The following is an 18,843-nucleotide window of genomic DNA, read 5'->3' as shown; positions in this document are numbered from 1 at the left end:
GCCGAGCGTCGCAGCCAACCCGAGGCTGCCACCGATCTGCAGCAGCCGACGACGACTCAGTGGGTCGAGCCGCGTCCCTGGTCCACGGCTGGGCTGCGGGTCCATCGTGGTCACGATACGTAGCTGCCCCTGCAGGCACGGGGCCTTCGCCCGAGTTTGCGACGGACGCCGACACTATGTGATCAATTGCTTGATTACCTGAGTGGCCCGTCACTACGCTGCTGCCATGACAGCGACCGCCGGCGCGGTGACCCAGCTCCTGATCGACGGCCGGCTGGTGCCCGGCGGTGGGGGCGCGTTCCCGACCATCAACCCGGCAACCGAGGAGCTGCTCGGCACGGCTGCGGACGGCGACGGTGCCGACATGGACCGCGCCATCGACGCGGCGCGGGCCGCATTCGACGAGACGGACTGGTCGCGCGACGTCGCGTTGCGGGTGCATTGCCTGAGGCAGTTGCGCGACGCGCTCAACGACGACATCGAGCTCCTGCGCGACATCACCGTGGCAGAGGCCGGTGCACCCGTCAGGCTGACCCAGACCGGACATCTGCAGGGCCCGATCAACGACCTGGCATTCCCCGCCGACACCGCCGAAAGTTACCCGTGGCAGGTCGATCTCGGTGTGCAGCACCCACTGGGAGTGCCGACGCGACGCACGCTCGTGCGCGAGCCGTTCGGCGTCGTCGGTGCGATCACGCCGTGGAACTTTCCGCATCAGGTCACGTTCGCGAAGCTGGGACCCGCGCTGGCGGCCGGAAACACGGTGGTGCTCAAGCCGGCGCCCGATACCCCGTGGTGCGCTGCGGTGGTCGGGCGGATCATCGCGGAGAAGACCGACTTTCCGCCGGGCGTGGTCAACATCGTCACGTCGTCGGATCACGCCCTCGGCGCCATGCTGGCCGAGGATCCGCGGGTTGACGCCGTCTCCTTCACCGGATCAACCGCGACAGGCCGCTCCGTGATGGCGGCGGCCTCGCAAACCATCAAGAAGGTCTTTCTCGAACTCGGCGGCAAGTCGGCGTTCGTCGTACTCGACGATGCCGACCTGGTTGCGGCCTGCACGAGGGCGGCCTTCACCGTGACGACGCATGCCGGTCAAGGTTGCGCGCTGACCACTCGCCTCGTGGTGCCCCAGAGGCGGTACGACGAAGCGGTCACCGCCGTCACTGAGGCGATGGCACAGATTCCGGTGGGGGACCCACGGGACCCGAATGTCCTTTGCGGACCACTCATTTCGGCCAGGCAACGCGACCGGGTGCAAGGTTATCTGAACTTGGCGCTCGAAGAAGGTGGCGCGTTCGCCTGCGGGGGCGGCCGGCCTTCCGGCCCGGGCTTCTACATCGAGCCGACCGTGATCAGTGGGTTGACCAACGATGCACGCGTGGCCCGGGAAGAGATATTCGGACCGGTTCTGGTGGTGCTGGCCCACGATGGCGACGCCGATGCGGTGCGCATCGCCAACGATTCGCCCTACGGGCTGTCCGGTACGGTCTTCGGCGCGGAACCCGAGCGAGTCGCCTGGATCGTGTCGCGGCTGCGGACCGGGACGATCAACGTCAATGGCGGCCAGTGGTATTCGCCGGACGTGCCGTTCGGCGGGTTCAAGCAGTCGGGCATCGGCCGAGAGATGGGCCTGGCCGGCTTCGAGGAATACCTTGAGACAAAAGTGGTGGCCGAGGCCGTGAATTGACGCCGAGTGCTTCACTCGATCAGTGCGGGCAACACTGTTCCGCGGATCAGTCGCTTGGCCGCATCGGTGGTGGCACGGTAAGCGTCTGGTGAGAGGCCGGCCGCCTGCGCGGTCAAGCCGCGGCTGAGCGCGTACAGCGCGTCGGTCGCGCCGAGGGCGTCGGCGTCATGGGCCAGCGCGCCTTGCCGCTGCGCGTCGCTGATGATCGTGCGAAAGATGTTGTGCAGTGCCTCGAATCCGGCGGACGAGCGATCGTCGCCGCGGGGCGGCGCTGAGCGCTCCGCTCGCATTTCCTGCTCGAACGCGGCCAGATAGGGATACTCGCGCAACAACTCTTCGGATGCGTCCAAGACCGCATCGAGCCGGCCGATGATGTCGGTGCTGCTCTGGGCCGCGGCCCGCAACCGGGGGACGGTGATCTCCTCGATTCTGGTCACCGTGGCGTCCAGCAGGTCCGACTTGTTCGAAAAATAGTGGTACAGACTGCCGCTGGTCATCTCTGCGGTCCGCGCGATCTCGCGGATGGTCGCCTTGGCGTAACCGGCCTCGGCGACACATCGCATGGCGGCGACGATGATTCGCTCCCGGGTCGCTTCACCGCTGGCGCCCACAGGGCGGCCGAGCTGCGGGGAAGGCACCGTCATGGGCCCAGCATATGTCGGCGCTGGGCCCGGCCTGGCCTCCGACAGACGCTCGGTTCTGTTTGCGCGCTACCATCCGAGAAACGACCGGGCCGGCGTGCCGGCGCAGGCCCAGACCGGAGGGAGTCGGCGATGGCGACACCCCAACTGGGTCGCCCGGTCGGCGCGAACGGCGAAGAGACGCGCCGGCGGATCATCGCCGCGACCATGCACTGCGTGTCCGAGGTCGGCTATGCCCGGGCCACGATTCGAGAGATCGCCCGCACCGCGGGGATCACCAGCGCGAACCTGTACAACTACTTCTCGAACAAATCGCAGCTGATGGAGGCCGCGATCGCGGCTCGGGCCGACATCGCACTGCCGCGGTTGCGGGGCGCAGCGCAGGGTCCTGGTGACGCCGTCGACCGGATCGACGCGGTGCTCGACGAGTCGGGTCGTTTGATGCGTGAGTATCCCGAGCTCGCTGCCTTCGAGTGGGCCATTCGTGGTCAGAGTGCCGTCGCGGTGTATCCGGACGGCACCGACGGCGGTGGCTTTCAGGCGCTCCGTGGCATCGTGAAAGGCATCGTCGACGATGCCTGCCGAAACCGTCCCGGGGAAGTGCAGCGCGAGGCGGCCGCCGCGATCGAGGCGATCTACGCCCTCGTCTACGGCCTCACGGAATTGGCCGCGACGCAATCGCCACAGACGTATCAACGCGCGCTGAACTCGGCCAAGCAGATGATCCGCGGGACTCTGTTCGTGCACCGGTGACATGCGCGGGGACGCCAGTTCCGACCATTGATGTGATCAAGCGGTTGATTATATAGTCGGGCGGGTGTGATCAGGCCGGAAGAGGGTGCGACGGTGACCGACGTGGACGGCTCGACCTTTGACGTCGACGAGTTGCGCCGGAAGTACGCGGCCGAGCGCGAGCGACGGCTGCGGCCCGACGGCATCGCCCAATACGTCGAGGTGGCGGGCAGGTTCGCCGGCTTCGGCGAAGACCCGTGGGCTGACCCGCAGTTCAGCCGGGAACCGCTCGCCGACGAGGTAGACGTCGCGATCATCGGTGCCGGGTTCGGTGGGCTGTTGATCGGGGCGCGGCTGCGCGAGCTCGGCGTCGAGAACGTGCGCCTGATCGACAAGGCGGCCGACGTGGGCGGCACCTGGTACTGGAACCGATACCCGGGAATCGCCTGCGACGTCGAGTCCTACGTGTACATGCCGTTGCTGGAGGAGCTCGGCTACGTCCCCACCGAGAAGTACGCGAAGGGTGCGGAGATCTTCGCGCACTGTCAGCGCATCGCCCGACACTACGATCTGTACCGCAACGCGTGCCTGCAGACCGAGGTGCGTGAAATCCGTTGGATGCCTGAGCAATCACGGTGGGTCATCGCCACGAACCACGGCGACGCCATCCGGGCCAGGTTCGTGGCGATGGCCAACGGCTACCTGCAGAAGCCCAAGTTGCCGGGCATTGCCGGGATGGGGTCGTTCCGGGGGCACACGTTCCACACCAGTCGGTGGGACTACGGATACACCGGTGCGGATCTGGAGAACCTGACCGACAAGCGGGTCGGCATCGTCGGTACCGGCGCAACCGCGATCCAGTGCGTGCCACGCCTGGCCGCCTCCGTGGGGCAGCTGTACGTCTTCCAGCGCACCCCCTCGACCGTCGACGTGCGGGCCAACCGGGCCACCGATCCGGAATGGGCGGCATCGCTGGAGCCTGGATGGCAACAGCGCCGCATGGAGAACTTCCAGATGCTCACCGCCGGTGGGACCGCCGACGAGGATCTCGTCGACGACGCCTGGACCAGCCTCACCAAGAAACTGCCGATCGTCCGCGACACGGCGCCTGGAGCCGCTAGCGTCGCCGAGCTGGCGGATTTCGCCAAGATGGAAGAGATCAGGGCACGGATCGACGCGGTCGTGACCGATTCCGTCACCGCGGAGGCCCTGAAGCCGTGGTACGGCTACTTCTGCAAGCGCCCCTGCTTCCACGATGAGTACCTACAGGCGTTCAACCGCGCGAACGTCACCCTCGTCGACACCCACGGAAGTGGTGTCCAGGAGATCAGCGCACGCGGTGTCATCGTCGATGACGTCGAATATCCTTTGGATTGCTTGATTTTCGCGACCGGGTTCGAGGTGGGCACCGAATACGCGCGTCGCACCGGGTTCGAGATCATCGGTCGTGACGGCCTGACGCTCACGCAGAAGTGGGCCGACGGCGTGCGCACGTTCCACGGTCTACAGGTCAACGGCTTTCCGAACTGCTTCATCGAGAGCATCGCCCAGTCGGGCTTCACCGTGAACTTTCCTTATCTCATCGACACCCAGTCCCAACACATCGCCTGGACGATCGCACGGGCGCTCGAACAGGACGCTGCCGTGATCGAAGCGACCGCCGACGCCGAGTCGGCATGGGTCGACACCGTGGTGGCGCGTTCCGATGTGATCGCCGGGCGGCGTGAGTCGTGTACGCCGGGTTACTACAACCGCGAGGGCCAGGCCGACGTGAGACTGCGGCAGGGCAGTTTCTTCTTCGGCAGTCCGATGGAATACGCAGACATCCTGGCGTCGTGGCGGTCGGCCGGAAACCTGGACGGACTCGACGTCGTCGGTGCTCCTATGCGATCCCGAAATCGATGACGCCCCGTATCAATTCGCCCTGCGCGAGGTCTGCGTAGGCATCGTTGATGTCGTCGAGGCGATAGCGCTTGGTGACCATCTCGTCGAGCTGCAGCAGGCCGGAATCGTAGAGTTTGGCCAGACGTGGGATGTCGGCCTTCGGATTACACGAGCCGAAGACGGTGCCGCACAGATTCTTGTTCATCAGGACGAAGTCCTGGAGATTGAAATTCAACGGTCGGCTGCCCGGTGCCGACATCGCCGTGAGCACGCATGTCCCGCCCTTGCGGGTGAGGCCGAGGGCGTCGAGGACGTCGGATTCGCCGATCGCCGACGGGGACACGACGACGCTGTCCGCCATCACCCCGCGCGTGAGTTCGCGGACCAGCTCGACTGCCTCGTCGGCAGTGGCCGCCACATGGGTGGCGCCGAAGGTCAGAGCCGACTTTCGTTTGAACTCAACGGGGTCGACGGCGACGATCGATGCGGCACCGTTGATGCGGGCGGCTTGTACGGCTGCCGAGCCGATTCCGCCGACGCCGATCACCACGACGATATCGCCGCCGCGCACCCCGGCCCGATTGGCTGCCGAGCCATAGCCGGTCGGCACCGCACACGCGAGAAGCGCGCTCGGGACCAGCGGCAGGTGGGGTTCGAGCTTGACCAGGGAGGCCGCCGACACCACCGTGTGCTCGGCGAACGCTCCGATCTTGGACACGTGCGCGAGGTCGCCGCCGTCGAGGGTGTGGTGGCGGAATGTTCCGTCTGTCGGCATGCCGGGGATCAACGTTCCGGCGCCGGCGTCGCAGATGTACTCCATACCTGTTGTGCACCAACGGCATTCGCCGCACACCGCGACGAACGAGGTCACCACGTGGTCGCCCGGGGCGAATCGGGTGACGCCATCGCCGACCTCGACGACCACGCCCGCGCCCTCGTGGCCGCCGATGGTGGGGGTCATCTGTGCGCGGCCGTCGGCGTTGTGCGGGGGAGCCATGATGCCCTGACGGATGTGGTCGTCGGAGTGGCACAGGCCTGCGGCGGCGAGCTGCACCAACACCTCGCCGGCGCGCGGGGGGTCGAGTTCGAACTCTTCCACGCGCCATGGACCGCCGTATTCGTAGACGATGGCGGCTCGACTCCTCATCGGCATCCGTCTCCGATCTATGTGACAGGTCAGGGTCGCGCAAAAAGTGCCGAATTAATGATCAGTTGATCATATCCACCGGCCTGCGGACCCGGGTTTGTCACACGGGGGCTTACGGCTTGAGCAGCGCGACCACCTTGTCCTCGAGCGCCACCGGATCGGCATCGGGGTCGGCCGGTTCGGTGTGCGGCAGCTCGCCCTCGGGGTCGGCGAAGTCACGGTAGGTCTTGTCGCCGGCCAACGTCGCCAGCAGATACCCGGTGAGCAGGCCGCGAACGATCTTCTGGGTGTCCCGGTCGGCGCCGGGCAGCCCGATGAAACGGGCCAGGCGGCGCCCCTCGACCAGGCCGCCGGCCTTGGCCTTGCTGACCGTACGCAGCGTCGCGCCCTCCCAGGCCCGGGCCAGCTCCACGGCGTTGGAGCGCAGCGTCATCGGGTCGCCGGGATCGGTGAGGATCAGTCCCGGCACCTGCAGCGTCGTCGCGGGTTCTTCGGCCCGTGGCTTGGTCACCGTCGGGAACAGCGACACCACGGCCTTCGGGCGGTGCGGATCGCCCCCCATGCCCGCGGCGGCGAACACCGCCGCCGACCCGCCGAAACCATGCCCGACCACACCCCGCTTGCCCGGGTGCACGCTGATCTTGCCGGTGCCCAGCCGCACCCCGGTGATGATTTCGAGGGCCGCGCCCAGGTCGAAGGCGAAATTGAGCACCGAGGGCGCCAGACCGGTCTCGGTGTCGGGCGCCGCCGCCACGATGCCCCAGGAGGCCAGATGCTCCAGCGTGTGCGTGTAGTTGTCGGCCCGCGTCATCCATTCGTGGCCGAACACCACACCGGGCAGGTTCAGGCCGGACTCCGGCGTGTACACCACTCCCGGCATGCCGGCGAACGCCAGGTCACCGCGCAGAACTCGATGCGGTCCGCGGCGGGTCAACCCTGCGAAGAGCTTCTTTGTGCTGGCCACGCGTTGACCGTAGCGCAGGGCGTCGCGGCGCGTGAGCGCGCCAATTGGGCGTGAGGCGCGCCTGTGCTTTCGCGGTGATATGCGTCAAACGCCGTCGCGCAGAATCGGGCCAGGGCGCCGTCTGCACTACCCTGGGACCCTATGTGTGGAATCGTCGGCTACGTCGGGGCGCGCCCGGCCCGCGGCATCGTGGTCGACGCGCTGCGCCGGATGGAATACCGGGGCTACGACTCCGCAGGAATCGCGCTGATCGACGGCAACGGCGGGTTGACGGTACGCCGCCGCGCCGGTCGGCTGGCCAACCTGGAGGCCGCCCTCGCCGAGACCGACGACGGCGTGCTGACCGGCACGACCGGCCTCGGCCACACCCGGTGGGCCACCCACGGTCGGCCCACCGACCGCAACGCGCACCCGCACCGCGACGCGGCAGCCAAGATCGCCGTCGTCCACAACGGCATCATCGAGAACTTCGCCGTCCTGCGCGCCGAGCTGGAAGCCGACGGGGTCGAGTTCTCCAGCGACACCGACTCTGAGGTGGCGGTGCACCTGGTGGCACGTCAGTACGCCAGCGGCGACACCGCCGGGGACTTTCCCGCCTCCGTGCTGGCTGTCCTGCAGCGCCTGGAAGGCCACTTCACCCTGGTGTTCGCCAATGCCGACGATCCGGGCACCATCGTGGCCGCCCGCCGGTCCACCCCGCTCGTCGTCGGCATCGGCGAGGGGGAGATGTTCGTCGGCTCCGACGTGGCGGCGTTCATCGAGCACACCCGGCACGCGGTGGAGCTCGGCCAGGACCAGGCGGTGGTGCTGACCGCCGACGGATACCGCATCACCGACTTCTTCGGCCGCGACGATCTGCAGGCCGGCCGGGACTACCGGGAATTCCACATCGACTGGGATCTCGACGCCGCCGAGAAGGGTGGCTACGACTACTTCATGCTCAAGGAGATCGCCGAGCAGCCCGCCGCGGTCGCCGACACCTTGCTGGGGCATTTCGTCGACGGTCGCATCGTGCTCGACGAGCAGCGCCTGTCGGATCAGGAACTGCGCGAGATCGACAAGGTCTTCATCGTCGCGTGCGGTACCGCCTACCACTCCGGCCTGCTGGCCAAGTACGCCATCGAGCACTGGACCCGGCTGCCGGTCGAGGTCGAGCTCGCCAGCGAGTTCCGTTACCGGGACCCGGTGCTGGACCGCAGCACGCTGGTGATCGCGATCTCGCAGTCCGGCGAGACCGCCGACACGCTGGAAGCGGTCCGGCACGCCAAGACGCAGAAGGCCAAGGTGCTGGCCATCTGCAACACCAACGGCAGCCAGATCCCGCGCGAGGCCGACGCGGTGCTCTACACCCGGGCCGGGCCGGAGATCGGGGTGGCCGCCACCAAGACGTTCCTGGCGCAGATCGCCGCGAACTACCTGGTGGGTCTGGCCCTGGCGCAGGCCCGCGGGACCAAGTACCCCGACGAGGTCGAGCGCGAGTACCACGAGCTGGAAGCCATGCCGGACATGGTGAGCCGGGTCCTGAACGGAATCGAATCGGTCGGCCAGCTGGCGCAGCGGTTCGCGACGTCGCCCACGGTGTTGTTCCTGGGCCGCCACGTCGGCTACCCGGTGGCACTGGAGGGTGCGCTCAAGCTCAAGGAGCTGGCCTACATGCACGCCGAGGGCTTCGCCGCCGGTGAGCTCAAGCACGGTCCGATCGCGCTGATCGACGAGGACCTGCCGGTCATCGTGGTGATGCCGTCACCCAAGAACGCACAGATGCTGCACGCCAAGTTGCTGTCCAACATCCGTGAGATCCAGGCTCGCGGTGCTGTGACCATCGTGATCGCCGAAGAGGGTGACGACACGGTGCGGCCGTACGCCGACCACCTGATCGAGATCCCGGCGGTGTCAACGCTTTTCCAGCCGTTGCTGTCGACCATCCCGCTGCAGGTGTTCGCGGCCGGCGTGGCCCGGGCGCGTGGGTACGACGTCGACAAGCCCCGCAACCTGGCCAAGTCCGTCACCGTCGAATAGTCCTGCCGGATGCCCACCGTGCGGCTGAGCTGAACTGATGGATCTGCAGGTTCCCGAGGTCAACATCGCCGGCCGGTGGGCACGCGGTGGCCTGGGAGCGTTTGTCTCCGAGGCGGCGTTCGAGCACTTCCTGACCGCCTACCGGGCCGGGATGGCGGCGCTGCCGCCCTTCGAACTGTTCGACGTGCCAACGTCGTTCGGGACGGTGCGGGCGTACCGTTTCGCCGGCGGGCCGGAGACTGGTGCGCCGGTGGTGCTGCTGCCGGGCCGCAATGCGTCGACGCCGATGTATCGAACCAACCTCGGGCCGTTGCTGGAACAACGCACCGTGTACGGCATCGATCTGCTCGGTGAGGCCGGTATGTCGGTGCAAAGCAAGGTGATTCGTGCTGGCCCCGATCAGGCGCAGTGGCTCGACGAGGCGCTGGCCGGCCTCGGGCTGGAAAAGGCCCACCTGCTCGGCGTGTCGATGGGCGGCTGGACCGCCGCCAACGTCGCGGTGCACCGGCCCGGCCGGATCGCGTCGCTCACGTTGCTCGATCCCGTGTTCACCTTCACCGGTGCGCCGGCCAAGGCGATACTCGCCTCGGTGGCACTGCTCGCCCCGGGTGTGCCGGAGAGCTGGCGCCGCCGGGTGATGAGCTGGATATCCGGAGGCGCCGACGTGGCGGCCGCCGAGATCGAAGCCGAGCTGATCTCAGCGGGTTCAAAGGATTTCACGCTGCGCACACCGATGCCGAAACTGTTCAGCGATGCCCAGCTGCGGGGGATCGCCGTTCCGGTGTTGGCACTGATCGCCGGCCGCAGCGTGATGCTCGACCCGGTGCGCGCATATGCCCGCGCCCGCACCACACTGCCGCGCGGCGAGGTCGAACTGTGGCCCGACGCTTCCCACGCCATCAACGGTGAATACCCGGAAGCGATCGCCCAGCGGGCAGGCCGCTTCTGGGACGCTGTGTAGCGGCATGCCGGGCCTCGGCAGGATTGGTCCTCAGGTGCGGATCACCGACGGCCCCAGGGCTTCATAGCGCTGTGCTTCCTCCGCGGGCAGCTCGGTACCGGTGACGATCGACTCGAAATCGGAGACGTGGGCGAACCGGCAGAAGCTCGTCTCCCCGAACTTGGGGTGCGCTGCCACCAGTACGCGCCGTTGTGCGACGTTCACGGCTGTCTGCTTCACCGCCGCCACCGCGGGATCCGGTGTGGTGAGGCCGTGCTCGGCAGTGATCCCGTTGGTGCCAAGGAACGCGATGTCGATCACCAGGCTGCTCAGCCGCTCGACCGCCCAGTGGTCGACGGTGGCCAGGGTGCGCCCTCGCATTCGCCCGCCGATCATCATGACGGTGACCGTCTCGCTGAGTGCCAGCGCTTCGGCCGCCAGCAGCGACGATGTCACCACGGTCAGTTCCTGATCGGCGAGCTGCTCGGCGATCAGCCGTGGCGTGAAACCCTCGTCCAGGTAGACGGTTTCGGCGCCGTGCAACAGATGCGCCGCTGCGGCGGCGATGCGGTGCTTCTGGGCCAGGTCGACCTGGCTGCGGTATTCGACGGTGGATTCGAACGCCGCGGTCTCCAGTGGGATCGCGCCGCCGTGCACACGTTTGAGCAGTCGCCTCCCGGCCAGCGCCTTGAGATCGCGGCGGATGGTCTCGGCCGCGACGTCGAGTTCCTCGGCCAGCGTCAGCACATCGACACGACCCCGGCTGCGCGCGAACTCGACGATGCGACTCTGGCGGGTATCTGAATCCACGCTTGCCATTCTGGGGCAGCCCGGGGGTGAGGTCGGCTATTCGCTGTCGGAAAGCACCGCGCGGACCTCGCTGGCGCTGGTCGCCGCCCGAAGGCGAGCCACCTCGTCCTTGTCGAGGAAGACGTGGGCGATCTTGGTCAGAAGTGCCATGTGGTCTTTGCCCAGTCCGGCGATGCCGACGACGAACTCGGCCGGTTTGCCGTTCCAGTCGATCGGTTCTGGATAGCGCACGAAGGAGATCCCGGTGCGGCGGATCGCGGTCTTGGCCTCGTTCGTGCCGTGCGGGATGGCCAGACCGTTGCCCATGTAGGTCGACACCGAGTTCTCGCGCTCGTGCATGGCGTCCACGTAGGCCGGATCGACGGCGTCCGCCGCCACCAACAGGGCACCGGCCTCGTCGATGGCGGCGTCCGCCGAGGTGGCGGTGCCTGCCAGCACGATCGAATCGAGGGGCAACACATCGTCTTTGCTTTCGGGCTGTTCCGCGGCAACCGCATCTCCACCAGTCTGGCGTTCGCACGAGCGCTCGTCGCCGGCAGAGTTCGTGTCGGCGAGCATCTCGACGATCTCGTCGTAGCGCGGCGAACTCATGAAGTCCTCCACCGAGACATGCGCGGCCGAAGCGGTTTTCAGGCGAGCCCGGTCGGTCAGATCGCGGTGGGTGACCACCAGGTCGTAGGTGTCGGTGAGATTCGCGATCGATTGATTGGTCACCGCGATGTCACCGAACCCTGCGGCACGGATCTTCTTGCGCAGCACCGACGCACCCATCGCCGAGGACCCCATGCCGGCGTCGCAGGCGAACACGATGCTGCGCACCGGACCCCGGGGCGCACCGACCAGGGCGGACGCCACGCTGGACTTCTTGCCCTTCATCGCCTCCATCTCGGCGGTGGCCGCAGCCAGATCGGGTTCGGCATCGGCACGGTCGGTCTTGAGCAGCAGCGAGGCGACGGCGAACGAGACAGCGGTGGCTCCGAGTACCGACAACGTCACACCCAGGAAGCTGCCGCCGGCGGTCTGGGCGTAGATCGCGATGATCGAACCGGGCGCGGCCGGGGCCCGCAGTCCGGAACCGAACAGCACGTTGATGAAGACACCGGTCATGCCGCCGAGGATGGTGGCCGCGATCAGCTTGGGCTTCATCAGCACGTACGGGAAGTAGATCTCGTGGATGCCGCCGAAGAACTGGATGATCGCCGCGCCCGGTGCCGAGGCCCGCGCCGCGCCGCGTCCGAACACCATGAACGCCAACAGGACTCCCAGACCGGGGCCGGGGTTGGTCTCCAGCAGGAACAGGATCGACTTGCCGGTCTCCAGCGCCTGGGTGGTGCCAAGCGGCGTGAGCACCCCGTGGTTGATGGCGTTGTTGAGGAACAGCACCTTCGCCGGTTCGATGAGCAGTGACGTCAGGGGCAGCAGGTCGTTGTTGACCAGGAAGTCCACCGCGTTTCCGGCGGCGCGGGTGAACGACGATACGATCGGTCCGATACCGAAGAAGCCGAAGATGGCCAGCAGCATGCCGAGGATGCCTGCCGAGAAGTTGTCGACGAGCATCTCGAAGCCGGGCCGGATCTTGCCTTCCCAGAGGGCGTCGGCCTTCTTCATCGCCCAGCCGCCCAGGGGGCCCATGATCATCGCGCCCATGAACATCGGGACATCGGCGCCGGCGACCACACCCATGGTGGCGATCGCGCCGACGACGGCACCGCGGTTGCCGTGGATCATCCGGCCACCGGTGTATCCGATCAGCACGGGCAGCAGATAGGTGATCATCGGGCCGACGATTCCGGCGCCGTCGTAGCTGCCCCAGCCGCCGATCCTGGCCACCCATCCGTCGGGGTCCCTCAGCCCGGAGAAGATCGCCTGCAGCCAGCCCTGCTCGATGAAAAGCGCCGTGATCAGGCCCCATGCGATAAAGGCGCCGATGTTCGGCATCACCATGTTCGACAGTGAGGTGCCCAGCTTCTGCACGTGCACCCGAACTCCGGTGCGTGGCGCTTCGACAGTGGACATCTGACGACCTCCGATCTTGCCGGCCTGCTGGTGACGCCGGTCACATGCATACTCAGTACAACGCATAAGTGGGCACTACTGCAAGCAATCGGGCAAAAATGGGCAGACAAATTTGTGGTTTTATGACCGAATTGGCGTTAGGGTGCTGATACCGACCCGGTGACCGCCAGTCCCTGAGAAGTTGAGAGGACCGCCATGAAAGCCCTGCGCTACTACGCCCCCGAGGATGTCCGGCTCGAGGATGTGCCGGAGCCCCAGTGCGGCCCTGACGAGGTGAAGATCCGGGTGCGCAACTGCTCCACCTGCGGCACCGATGTCAAGATCCTGCACAACGGGCACCAGAACCTGACCCCACCGCGCACCATCGGCCATGAGATCGCCGGTGACATCGTGGAGGTGGGTGCGGACGTGAATCCCACCTATGGCACCGACTGGGCCGAGGGGGACCGGGTACAGGTGATCGCAGCGGTGCCGTGCGGAGAATGCCACGAGTGCCGCAAGGGCTGGATGGCCGTCTGTCAGAACCAGACGTCGATGGGCTACCAGTACGACGGCGGGTTCGCCGAGTACATGATCGTTCCGCGTCAGGTGCTCAAAGTCGACGGCCTGAACCGGATTCCGGACAACGTCGGCTACGACGAGGCGTCGGCGGCCGAACCGTTCGCGTGCGCGATCAACGCGCAGGATCTGCTCGGTATCGAAGAGGGCGACACCGTCGTGGTGTTCGGTGCCGGACCCATCGGCTGCATGCACATCCGCATCGCGCGCGGCGTGCACGATTGCGGTCCCGTCTATCTCGTCGACGTGAACGAAAGCCGGCTCAAGATCTCGTCCGACGCAGTGCATCCCGACGAGGTGATCAACGCGGCGGAAGTCGACGTCGTCGAGAAGGTGATGGAACTGACCGGTGGCCGCGGCGCCGACATCGTCATCACCGCCACCGCGGCCAACATCACCCAAGAACAGGCCATCGCCATGGCGGCGCGAAACGGCCGCATCTCTTTCTTCGGTGGACTGCCCAAGACCAACCCGACCATCACCTGTGATTCGAATGTCGTGCACTACCGGCAGTTGCACATCCACGGTGCCAACGGTTCGGCACCCGAGCACAACAAGCGGGCGCTGCAGTACATCTCGACCGGTCAGGTGCCCGTGAAGGATCTCATCACGCGCCACATCCCGCTCGACGACGTGCTCGACGCGTTCTCGATCGTGCAGAACGGCGAGGCCATCAAGGTGACGGTCGAGCCTGCCGCTGCGACAGCATCGGTCTGACGGTCAGTACAGCTCGTTTTCGTAGTGGTCGTCGATCACGGCGTGAAGCGACCCTGCGAGGTCGCCCAGTTTCTCGGCCATCTTCGCTGCGTTCTCGGTGACCGAGAGGGTGTAGAAGTCCCCGCCCAATGTCACGGCGTGGGCGAGTCCTCGGCTGTCGCCTTCCCAGAGCTTGGCCCGGATCACGGCCTTGCCGCACTGCCCGAACACTTCGCGGATACGCACGATGGTGGCCAACACCGCGGGTTTGCCGTCGGCGCTGAGCATCTCGAGCAGTTCAGGGTCGTCGGTGACGAACGCGTCGCCGTTGACCCGCATCACCTCGCGGATGCCAGGCACGAAGAAGACCAATCCGACCGCGGGGTGGGTGGTGATGTTCTCGTGGCTGTCAGCGAGCTTGTTGCCCGGTCGGTCGGGGATGGCGAGCGTCCACGGATCGAGAATCCGGACTGAACCCGGTGGGTCTCCTCGCGGGCTGGTGTCCAGCTGGCCATCGGCCCCCACCGTGGCCATGCAGAAGAACGGGCTGTGTGCGATGAACCGCGCGGAGAACTCACCGAGTTTCGCCTCCTTCTTCTCCGCGATGAACCGCTCGGGGTGCCCGACGATCTCCCTGATCCGTTCCATCGAGACGGGGGAGTATGAGTCTGCCGCTGTGCCTGCCGTTTTCATCAGCTGACTCCTTACACGTCAAGAACGAGCCGGGGAGTTTGGGCCCGGGAGACGCAGATGTACATGCGGTCGTTGGCGGCCCGCTCGGACTCGGAGAGGATGTCGTCCCGATGGTCGGGCACGCCGTCGACAACGGCGGTCTCGCAGGCGCCGCAGATCGCCGATCGGCACGATGACGGCACGTTGACCCCGGCGTCATCGAGTGCGGCCAGAATGCTCTGGCCCGCTTGCACATCGACGGTCTGGCCCGACGCCGCGCACACGACCTCGACCGGTTTGTCTTTGGCGGATCCTGCCCGCTTACGTGGCTTGAAGCGCTCGAGATGCAGACTGTCCGCCGGCCAATGTGCGGTGGCGTCCTGCAGTGCCGTCAGCAGCGCCGAGGGGCCGCACGCGTAGACCTTCGCGCCGGGCTGCACCTGAGCGAAACACTCGCTGAGAGGGATGCGCCCGTCGGCGTCGGAGGCATAGAAGCTCACGCGTGTTCCGTAACCGCGGAGTTCGTCGGAGAACGCCATCGAGGCCGCGGTGTGCCCGCCGTAGAGCAGTTTCCAGGCCAGGCCCCAGGATTCGGCCTGACGGATCATCGGGAGGATGGGGGTGATGCCGATGCCGCCGGCCACGAACACATATGAGCAGGCGCGATGGAGCTCGAAGGTGTTGCGTAGCCCGGCGACCGTAAGTTGTTGCCCGGGTCGCAGAAACGCGTGCACGTACTCGGAACCGCCGCGGCTGGTGCGTTCCCGCCGCACTCCGATGCGGTAGTACGACCGCTCACCGATTGGTCCGCACAACGAGTACTGACGTTGGATGCCTGTCGGCAGGACCAGGTCGATGTGCGCTCCGGGTTTCCAGGCCGGGAGTAGCTCGCCGCACCGCGATTGCAACTGCACCGACACCACACCGTCGGCCTCCCACCGGAGTTGTCGGACGGCGACGCCGATCCCGTCGGCTGTCAGTTCGCTGCCCACGTCACGCCCTCCTCGTGGTTAACAATGTTAATTGCAGGTCAGAGCGTAGTGTTAACATCGTTAACGTGTCAACCGCCTCGACTGGCCGCGATCGTGTGGCGCTGGCCAACCTGTCGGTGGGCCGCGTGGTCGGGGAGGCCCTGGTGCTGGTCAACGACGGCGGGCTGGAATCGCTGACGATGCGCCGGCTGGCCGACCGGCTGCAAGCGCACCTGCCGACGATCTACCGACTGGTCGACGGCAAGGACGCCCTCATCGACGAGATGGCCGAGACGATTCTGGCGCAGGCGCTCGACAACGCCGACACTGCCGAACCGGAGTGGACCTACCGCGTCAAAAGCCTTGCTGTGGGCCTCCGTTCGGCTCTGCTGGCGCAACGCGACGGAGCCCGGATCGTCGGCGGTAACTATGCCGCCAAGCGGGCCAACCTGACCTTCGTCGACACGCTCGTCGGCAGTGTCCAGGCCGGCGGTCTGGCCCGGGAGTCTGCCTTATGGGCGGCAAGTTCGCTGTTCTGCTACGTCCTCGGTGAAGTCCTCGAGCAGCAGGGTGCTGCCGGTGGCGAGGTCGAGACGCTCGAAGGTGTGGTTCGTGCAGGCGACTATCCGCACCTCGCATCAAGCCCCGTCGAGCAGCTGCTCGACTTCGACGCGCGATTCGACTTCGGGCTGAACCTGCTCGTGTCGGGTATGCATTCGTCCGCCTGACCGGTTGCTGAACCCCAGTGCCAGTCCGCACGCGATCAGGCCGATGCCGGCCCACACCGCCGCACCGGGAACCGCCCCGGTGACGGGAATGCCGATCACGCCGGCCGCGATCGGCGCGACCCCGGTGAGCAGGCCGGCCCGCCCGGCACCCAGCACGCGCACGCAGCTGTACCAGAGGATGAACGCGACCGCCGTCACGCACACGGACAGATAACCGATCGCCAGGACCGCGCCCGCGTCGAAATTGCCTGTCGCTCTCCACCCTTCGGTGGTCAGCGCGAGCACTCCGAATATCGCCGCGGCCATCCAGGTGGTGTGCACCGATACTCCCGCAGGTCCGTGGGAGCCGAGCACCGGGACCGCCAGCAGCGTGAAGCCGGCCTCGCAGCCGAAAACGACCACTGCCCAGAGCAGTCCGATGGCATCGGCTCGGCCCAGCCCTTCGACGACGACAGCCCCGACGCTGACCACACCGGCTGCGGCCAATACCTGGGCCCGGGCGCGGCGTCCTTCCAGCAGCGGCCCCGCGGTCGCCAGCGCCAACGGCACGCACGCCACCGCCACTGCCAGGACCGCGGGTTCGGCGTGACGCGATCCATACACCAGGGCCACGTTGAACAGCACCAGGCCGCTGACGGTGACCCCCAGCAGCCAGAGCCACTCACTGCCGCGGGGGCGGCGCAGCGGCCGGCCGGTGAATCGGACCCACGCGAGCAACAGCACACACGCAATGCCGTAGCGCAATGCCTGCGCGGTGTGCAGTGGCGCGTCGGCGAGTGCACCCGAGACAGCCACGCTGCCACCGACGAACGTCATGCCGAGGGCGCCTGACAGACCGGCGCGGGTGGGGCTGGACATGCACCCATGCTGGCGCGAATATGGTCCAACAAATAGGACCAAGTTTGGACATTTGTCATGGACCAAAATGCGGGCGCGGACTTCCTGCAGCTCGACCCGTCGACCGCCCCGGCGCGTGGACTCACCGACTGGCTCGCCGACGCGCTGCGCACCGCGATCGCAGACGGGAAACTCACCCCGGGCACCCGATTCCCGCCGACCAGGGTGTTGGCGAGCGACCTCGCGGTTTCGCGAGGTGTGGTCGTGGAGGCCTATCGGCGGCTGGCTGATGAAGGTCTGGTCAGCGGGCATGCGGGTGGCGGCACCCATGTACTCGCTCAGCCGGTCCGGGCGTCCCGCGCGGACATCGCATCGCCGACGGCCTCGCGGCTGCCGCGGCCCCGCCTGCCGGTCGGTGAGGGAATCGATCTCTCGCCGGGTGTGCCCGATCTGTCGGCCTTCCCGCGCAGCACCTGGTTGCGGGCCGAGCGGGCGGTACTGGCCGAGACCTCACCGGAAGACCTCGGCTATGGGGATCCCCGCGGCCATCCGAGGTTGCGGGCGGCGCTTGCCCCGTGGCTGGGCCGCACGCGCGGGCTGCGGATCGAACCCGATGACATCCTCGTGGTCGCAGGTGTCGCCCAGGCTGTCGCGTTACTGGCCCAGCAATTGCGCGGTGCGGGCCTCGACACGATCGCGGTCGAGGATCCCGGCTCCCGCGGAGCCGTCGACGAACTCGAGTACTGGGGTCTGCGCCCGGTGCCTGTCCCGGTCGACGGCGACGGCATCCTCGTCACCGAGCTGGCCGCCACCGGCGCACCCACGGTCTTCCTGACCCCGGCGCATCAGTTCCCGACGGGCGTGGTGCTCGGCCCGCATCGGCGCCGGGAACTGCTCGAGTGGGACGGGGAGCTGATCATCGAAGACGACTACGACGCCGAATATCGTTATGACCGGGCACCCGTCCCAGCCCTGCACCCGTCGGCGCCAGACCGCATCGCCTACGCCGGCAGCACTTCCAAGAGCCTGGCGCCCGCGTTGCGTCTGGGCTGGGTGGTTGCGCCGCCGGGGCGCCAACCGGACCTGGTGGCGGCCAAGCACGCCACCGACCTCGGCAGCCCCACTCTGCCGCAGCTGGTGCTCGCGCGGCTACTCGAATCAGGTGAGTACGACCGGCATGTCCGGCTGATGCGCAGCCGGCACCGGGCCCGTCGCGACGCGCTCCTGGACGTGCTGTCGGTCGCGATGCCCGCGGCGGAGGTGAGCGGTGTCGCCGCCGGTCTGCACCTGCTCGTCACGCTGCCCGAACACGTCGATGACGTTGCGCTGGCAGATGACCTGCGGGCGGCCGGTGTGCTCGTGCACCCGGTGTCGTGGCACCGGCGGCTTCCCGGACCGCCCGGCCTTGTGCTCGGGTACGCCTCGCACCCGCCGGACCGGTTGCGCGAAGCCGCAGCCACGATCGCGCGGATCGCGCGGATCGCGCGGATGGCGCGGATCGCGCGAAAGTGACGCTGTGGTCGTTCCGGCAACGCCGG

The 18,843-nt window shown here is 67.3% G+C and carries 16 protein-coding genes; 8 read left to right on the top strand and 8 right to left on the bottom strand.

Features of this window, described 5'->3' with window-relative positions; genetic code table 11:
* Positions 1-226 precede the first annotated feature (226 nt).
* The gene (locus tag ACNQR1_RS29490; RefSeq protein ID WP_418049119.1) at positions 227-1,690 is read left to right on the top strand and encodes an aldehyde dehydrogenase; all 1,464 of its coding nucleotides are present in this window, start codon (positions 227-229) and stop codon (positions 1,688-1,690) included.
* 11 nt (positions 1,691-1,701) lie between these two features.
* Here the strand turns inward: ACNQR1_RS29490 and ACNQR1_RS29485 are convergent, their stop codons facing one another.
* Positions 1,702-2,334 carry a TetR/AcrR family transcriptional regulator gene (locus ACNQR1_RS29485; RefSeq protein WP_418049118.1) on the bottom strand — a complete coding sequence of 211 codons (633 nt, stop codon included), beginning with the start codon at positions 2,332-2,334 and terminating at the stop codon, positions 1,702-1,704.
* Positions 2,335-2,463: 129 nt separating this feature from the next.
* On the opposite strand from ACNQR1_RS29485, the gene ACNQR1_RS29480 reads away from it, so the two are divergent.
* Both ACNQR1_RS29480 and ACNQR1_RS29475 read left to right on the top strand, forming a co-directional pair.
* Positions 2,464-3,084, top strand: a complete 621-nt coding sequence (locus ACNQR1_RS29480; protein WP_418049117.1) for a TetR/AcrR family transcriptional regulator — start codon at positions 2,464-2,466, stop codon at positions 3,082-3,084.
* Between the two features lie 93 nt (positions 3,085-3,177).
* The gene (locus ACNQR1_RS29475) at positions 3,178-4,968 is read left to right on the top strand and encodes a flavin-containing monooxygenase (RefSeq protein WP_418049116.1); all 1,791 of its coding nucleotides are present in this window, start codon (positions 3,178-3,180) and stop codon (positions 4,966-4,968) included.
* Here the strand turns inward: ACNQR1_RS29475 and ACNQR1_RS29470 are convergent.
* Both ACNQR1_RS29470 and ACNQR1_RS29465 read right to left on the bottom strand, forming a co-directional pair.
* Complete coding sequence (locus ACNQR1_RS29470) at positions 4,946-6,094, bottom strand: Zn-dependent alcohol dehydrogenase (protein ID WP_418049115.1); 1,149 nt, start codon at positions 6,092-6,094, stop codon at positions 4,946-4,948. The genes ACNQR1_RS29475 and ACNQR1_RS29470 overlap by 23 nt on opposite strands.
* Positions 6,095-6,206: 112 nt before the next feature.
* Entirely contained in the window at positions 6,207-7,058 is an 852-nt protein-coding gene (locus ACNQR1_RS29465) for a dienelactone hydrolase family protein (RefSeq protein ID WP_418049114.1), read from the bottom strand.
* 141 nt (positions 7,059-7,199) lie between these two features.
* Here ACNQR1_RS29465 and glmS point away from each other — a divergent pair, with 141 nt between their 5' ends.
* Together glmS and ACNQR1_RS29455 are read left to right on the top strand one after the other, a co-directional pair.
* The gene (glmS, locus tag ACNQR1_RS29460; RefSeq protein WP_418049113.1) at positions 7,200-9,077 is read left to right on the top strand and encodes a glutamine--fructose-6-phosphate transaminase (isomerizing); all 1,878 of its coding nucleotides are present in this window, start codon (positions 7,200-7,202) and stop codon (positions 9,075-9,077) included.
* A 37-nt stretch (positions 9,078-9,114) separates the two neighbouring features.
* On the top strand, positions 9,115-10,038 hold the full coding sequence (locus ACNQR1_RS29455) for an alpha/beta fold hydrolase (protein WP_418049112.1): 924 nt from the start codon (positions 9,115-9,117) through the stop codon (positions 10,036-10,038).
* A gap of 30 nt (positions 10,039-10,068) precedes the next feature.
* Here the strand turns inward: ACNQR1_RS29455 and ACNQR1_RS29450 are convergent, their stop codons facing one another.
* Together ACNQR1_RS29450 and ACNQR1_RS29445 are read right to left on the bottom strand one after the other, a co-directional pair.
* Positions 10,069-10,827, bottom strand: coding sequence for a DeoR/GlpR family DNA-binding transcription regulator (locus ACNQR1_RS29450; RefSeq protein WP_418049111.1), 759 nt, complete (start codon positions 10,825-10,827; stop codon positions 10,069-10,071).
* 36 nt (positions 10,828-10,863) lie between these two features.
* Positions 10,864-12,843 (bottom strand): PTS mannitol transporter subunit IICBA, encoded by a 1,980-nt coding sequence (locus tag ACNQR1_RS29445; protein ID WP_418049110.1) that lies wholly within the window; start codon positions 12,841-12,843, stop codon positions 10,864-10,866.
* Between the two features lie 195 nt (positions 12,844-13,038).
* On the opposite strand from ACNQR1_RS29445, the gene ACNQR1_RS29440 reads away from it, so the two are divergent.
* Entirely contained in the window at positions 13,039-14,118 is a 1,080-nt protein-coding gene (locus tag ACNQR1_RS29440) for a zinc-dependent dehydrogenase (RefSeq protein ID WP_418049109.1), read from the top strand.
* A 3-nt stretch (positions 14,119-14,121) separates the two neighbouring features.
* Here the strand turns inward: ACNQR1_RS29440 and ACNQR1_RS29435 are convergent, their stop codons facing one another.
* On the bottom strand, positions 14,122-14,790 hold the full coding sequence (locus tag ACNQR1_RS29435) for an MSMEG_1061 family FMN-dependent PPOX-type flavoprotein (RefSeq protein ID WP_418049108.1): 669 nt from the start codon (positions 14,788-14,790) through the stop codon (positions 14,122-14,124).
* An 11-nt stretch (positions 14,791-14,801) separates the two neighbouring features.
* On the bottom strand, positions 14,802-15,761 hold the full coding sequence (locus ACNQR1_RS29430; protein WP_418049107.1) for a PDR/VanB family oxidoreductase: 960 nt from the start codon (positions 15,759-15,761) through the stop codon (positions 14,802-14,804).
* Positions 15,762-15,826: 65 nt separating this feature from the next.
* Here ACNQR1_RS29430 and ACNQR1_RS29425 point away from each other — a divergent pair, with 65 nt between their 5' ends.
* Complete coding sequence (locus ACNQR1_RS29425) at positions 15,827-16,468, top strand: TetR/AcrR family transcriptional regulator C-terminal domain-containing protein (RefSeq protein ID WP_418049106.1); 642 nt, start codon at positions 15,827-15,829, stop codon at positions 16,466-16,468.
* On the opposite strand, the gene ACNQR1_RS29420 is transcribed toward ACNQR1_RS29425, so the two are convergent.
* The gene (locus tag ACNQR1_RS29420) at positions 16,379-17,326 is read right to left on the bottom strand and encodes a DMT family transporter (RefSeq protein ID WP_418049105.1); all 948 of its coding nucleotides are present in this window, start codon (positions 17,324-17,326) and stop codon (positions 16,379-16,381) included. The genes ACNQR1_RS29425 and ACNQR1_RS29420 overlap by 90 nt on opposite strands.
* A 57-nt stretch (positions 17,327-17,383) precedes the next feature.
* On the opposite strand from ACNQR1_RS29420, the gene ACNQR1_RS29415 reads away from it, so the two are divergent.
* The gene (locus tag ACNQR1_RS29415; protein WP_418049104.1) at positions 17,384-18,817 is read left to right on the top strand and encodes a PLP-dependent aminotransferase family protein; all 1,434 of its coding nucleotides are present in this window, start codon (positions 17,384-17,386) and stop codon (positions 18,815-18,817) included.
* Positions 18,818-18,843: the final 26 nt, after the last annotated feature.

This window comes from Mycobacterium sp. 48b, from assembly GCF_048282725.1.
Taxonomy (GTDB): Bacteria; Actinomycetota; Actinomycetes; order Mycobacteriales; family Mycobacteriaceae; genus Mycobacterium.
Note: the sequence above shows the minus strand (reverse complement) of the source record. Positions and strands in the feature narration are given on the sequence as shown.

Bases quoted from the DNA above. Each gene is read 5' to 3' on its own strand.
- ACNQR1_RS29440 (WP_418049109.1), top strand. From the start codon at position 13,039: ATGAAAGCCCTGCGCTACTACGCCCCCGAGGATGTCCGGCTCGAGGAT.
- ACNQR1_RS29480 (WP_418049117.1), top strand. From the start codon at position 2,464: ATGGCGACACCCCAACTGGGTCGCCCGGTCGGCGCGAACGGCGAAGAG.
- ACNQR1_RS29455 (WP_418049112.1), top strand. From the start codon at position 9,115: ATGGATCTGCAGGTTCCCGAGGTCAACATCGCCGGCCGGTGGGCACGC.
- ACNQR1_RS29420 (WP_418049105.1), bottom strand. From the start codon at position 17,326: ATGTCCAGCCCCACCCGCGCCGGTCTGTCAGGCGCCCTCGGCATGACG.
- ACNQR1_RS29470 (WP_418049115.1), bottom strand. From the start codon at position 6,094: ATGAGGAGTCGAGCCGCCATCGTCTACGAATACGGCGGTCCATGGCGC.
- ACNQR1_RS29485 (WP_418049118.1), bottom strand. From the start codon at position 2,334: ATGACGGTGCCTTCCCCGCAGCTCGGCCGCCCTGTGGGCGCCAGCGGT.
- ACNQR1_RS29445 (WP_418049110.1), bottom strand. From the start codon at position 12,843: ATGTCCACTGTCGAAGCGCCACGCACCGGAGTTCGGGTGCACGTGCAG.
- ACNQR1_RS29415 (WP_418049104.1), top strand. From the start codon at position 17,384: ATGGACCAAAATGCGGGCGCGGACTTCCTGCAGCTCGACCCGTCGACC.
- ACNQR1_RS29490 (WP_418049119.1), top strand. From the start codon at position 227: ATGACAGCGACCGCCGGCGCGGTGACCCAGCTCCTGATCGACGGCCGG.
- ACNQR1_RS29435 (WP_418049108.1), bottom strand. From the start codon at position 14,790: ATGAAAACGGCAGGCACAGCGGCAGACTCATACTCCCCCGTCTCGATG.
- glmS (WP_418049113.1), top strand. From the start codon at position 7,200: ATGTGTGGAATCGTCGGCTACGTCGGGGCGCGCCCGGCCCGCGGCATC.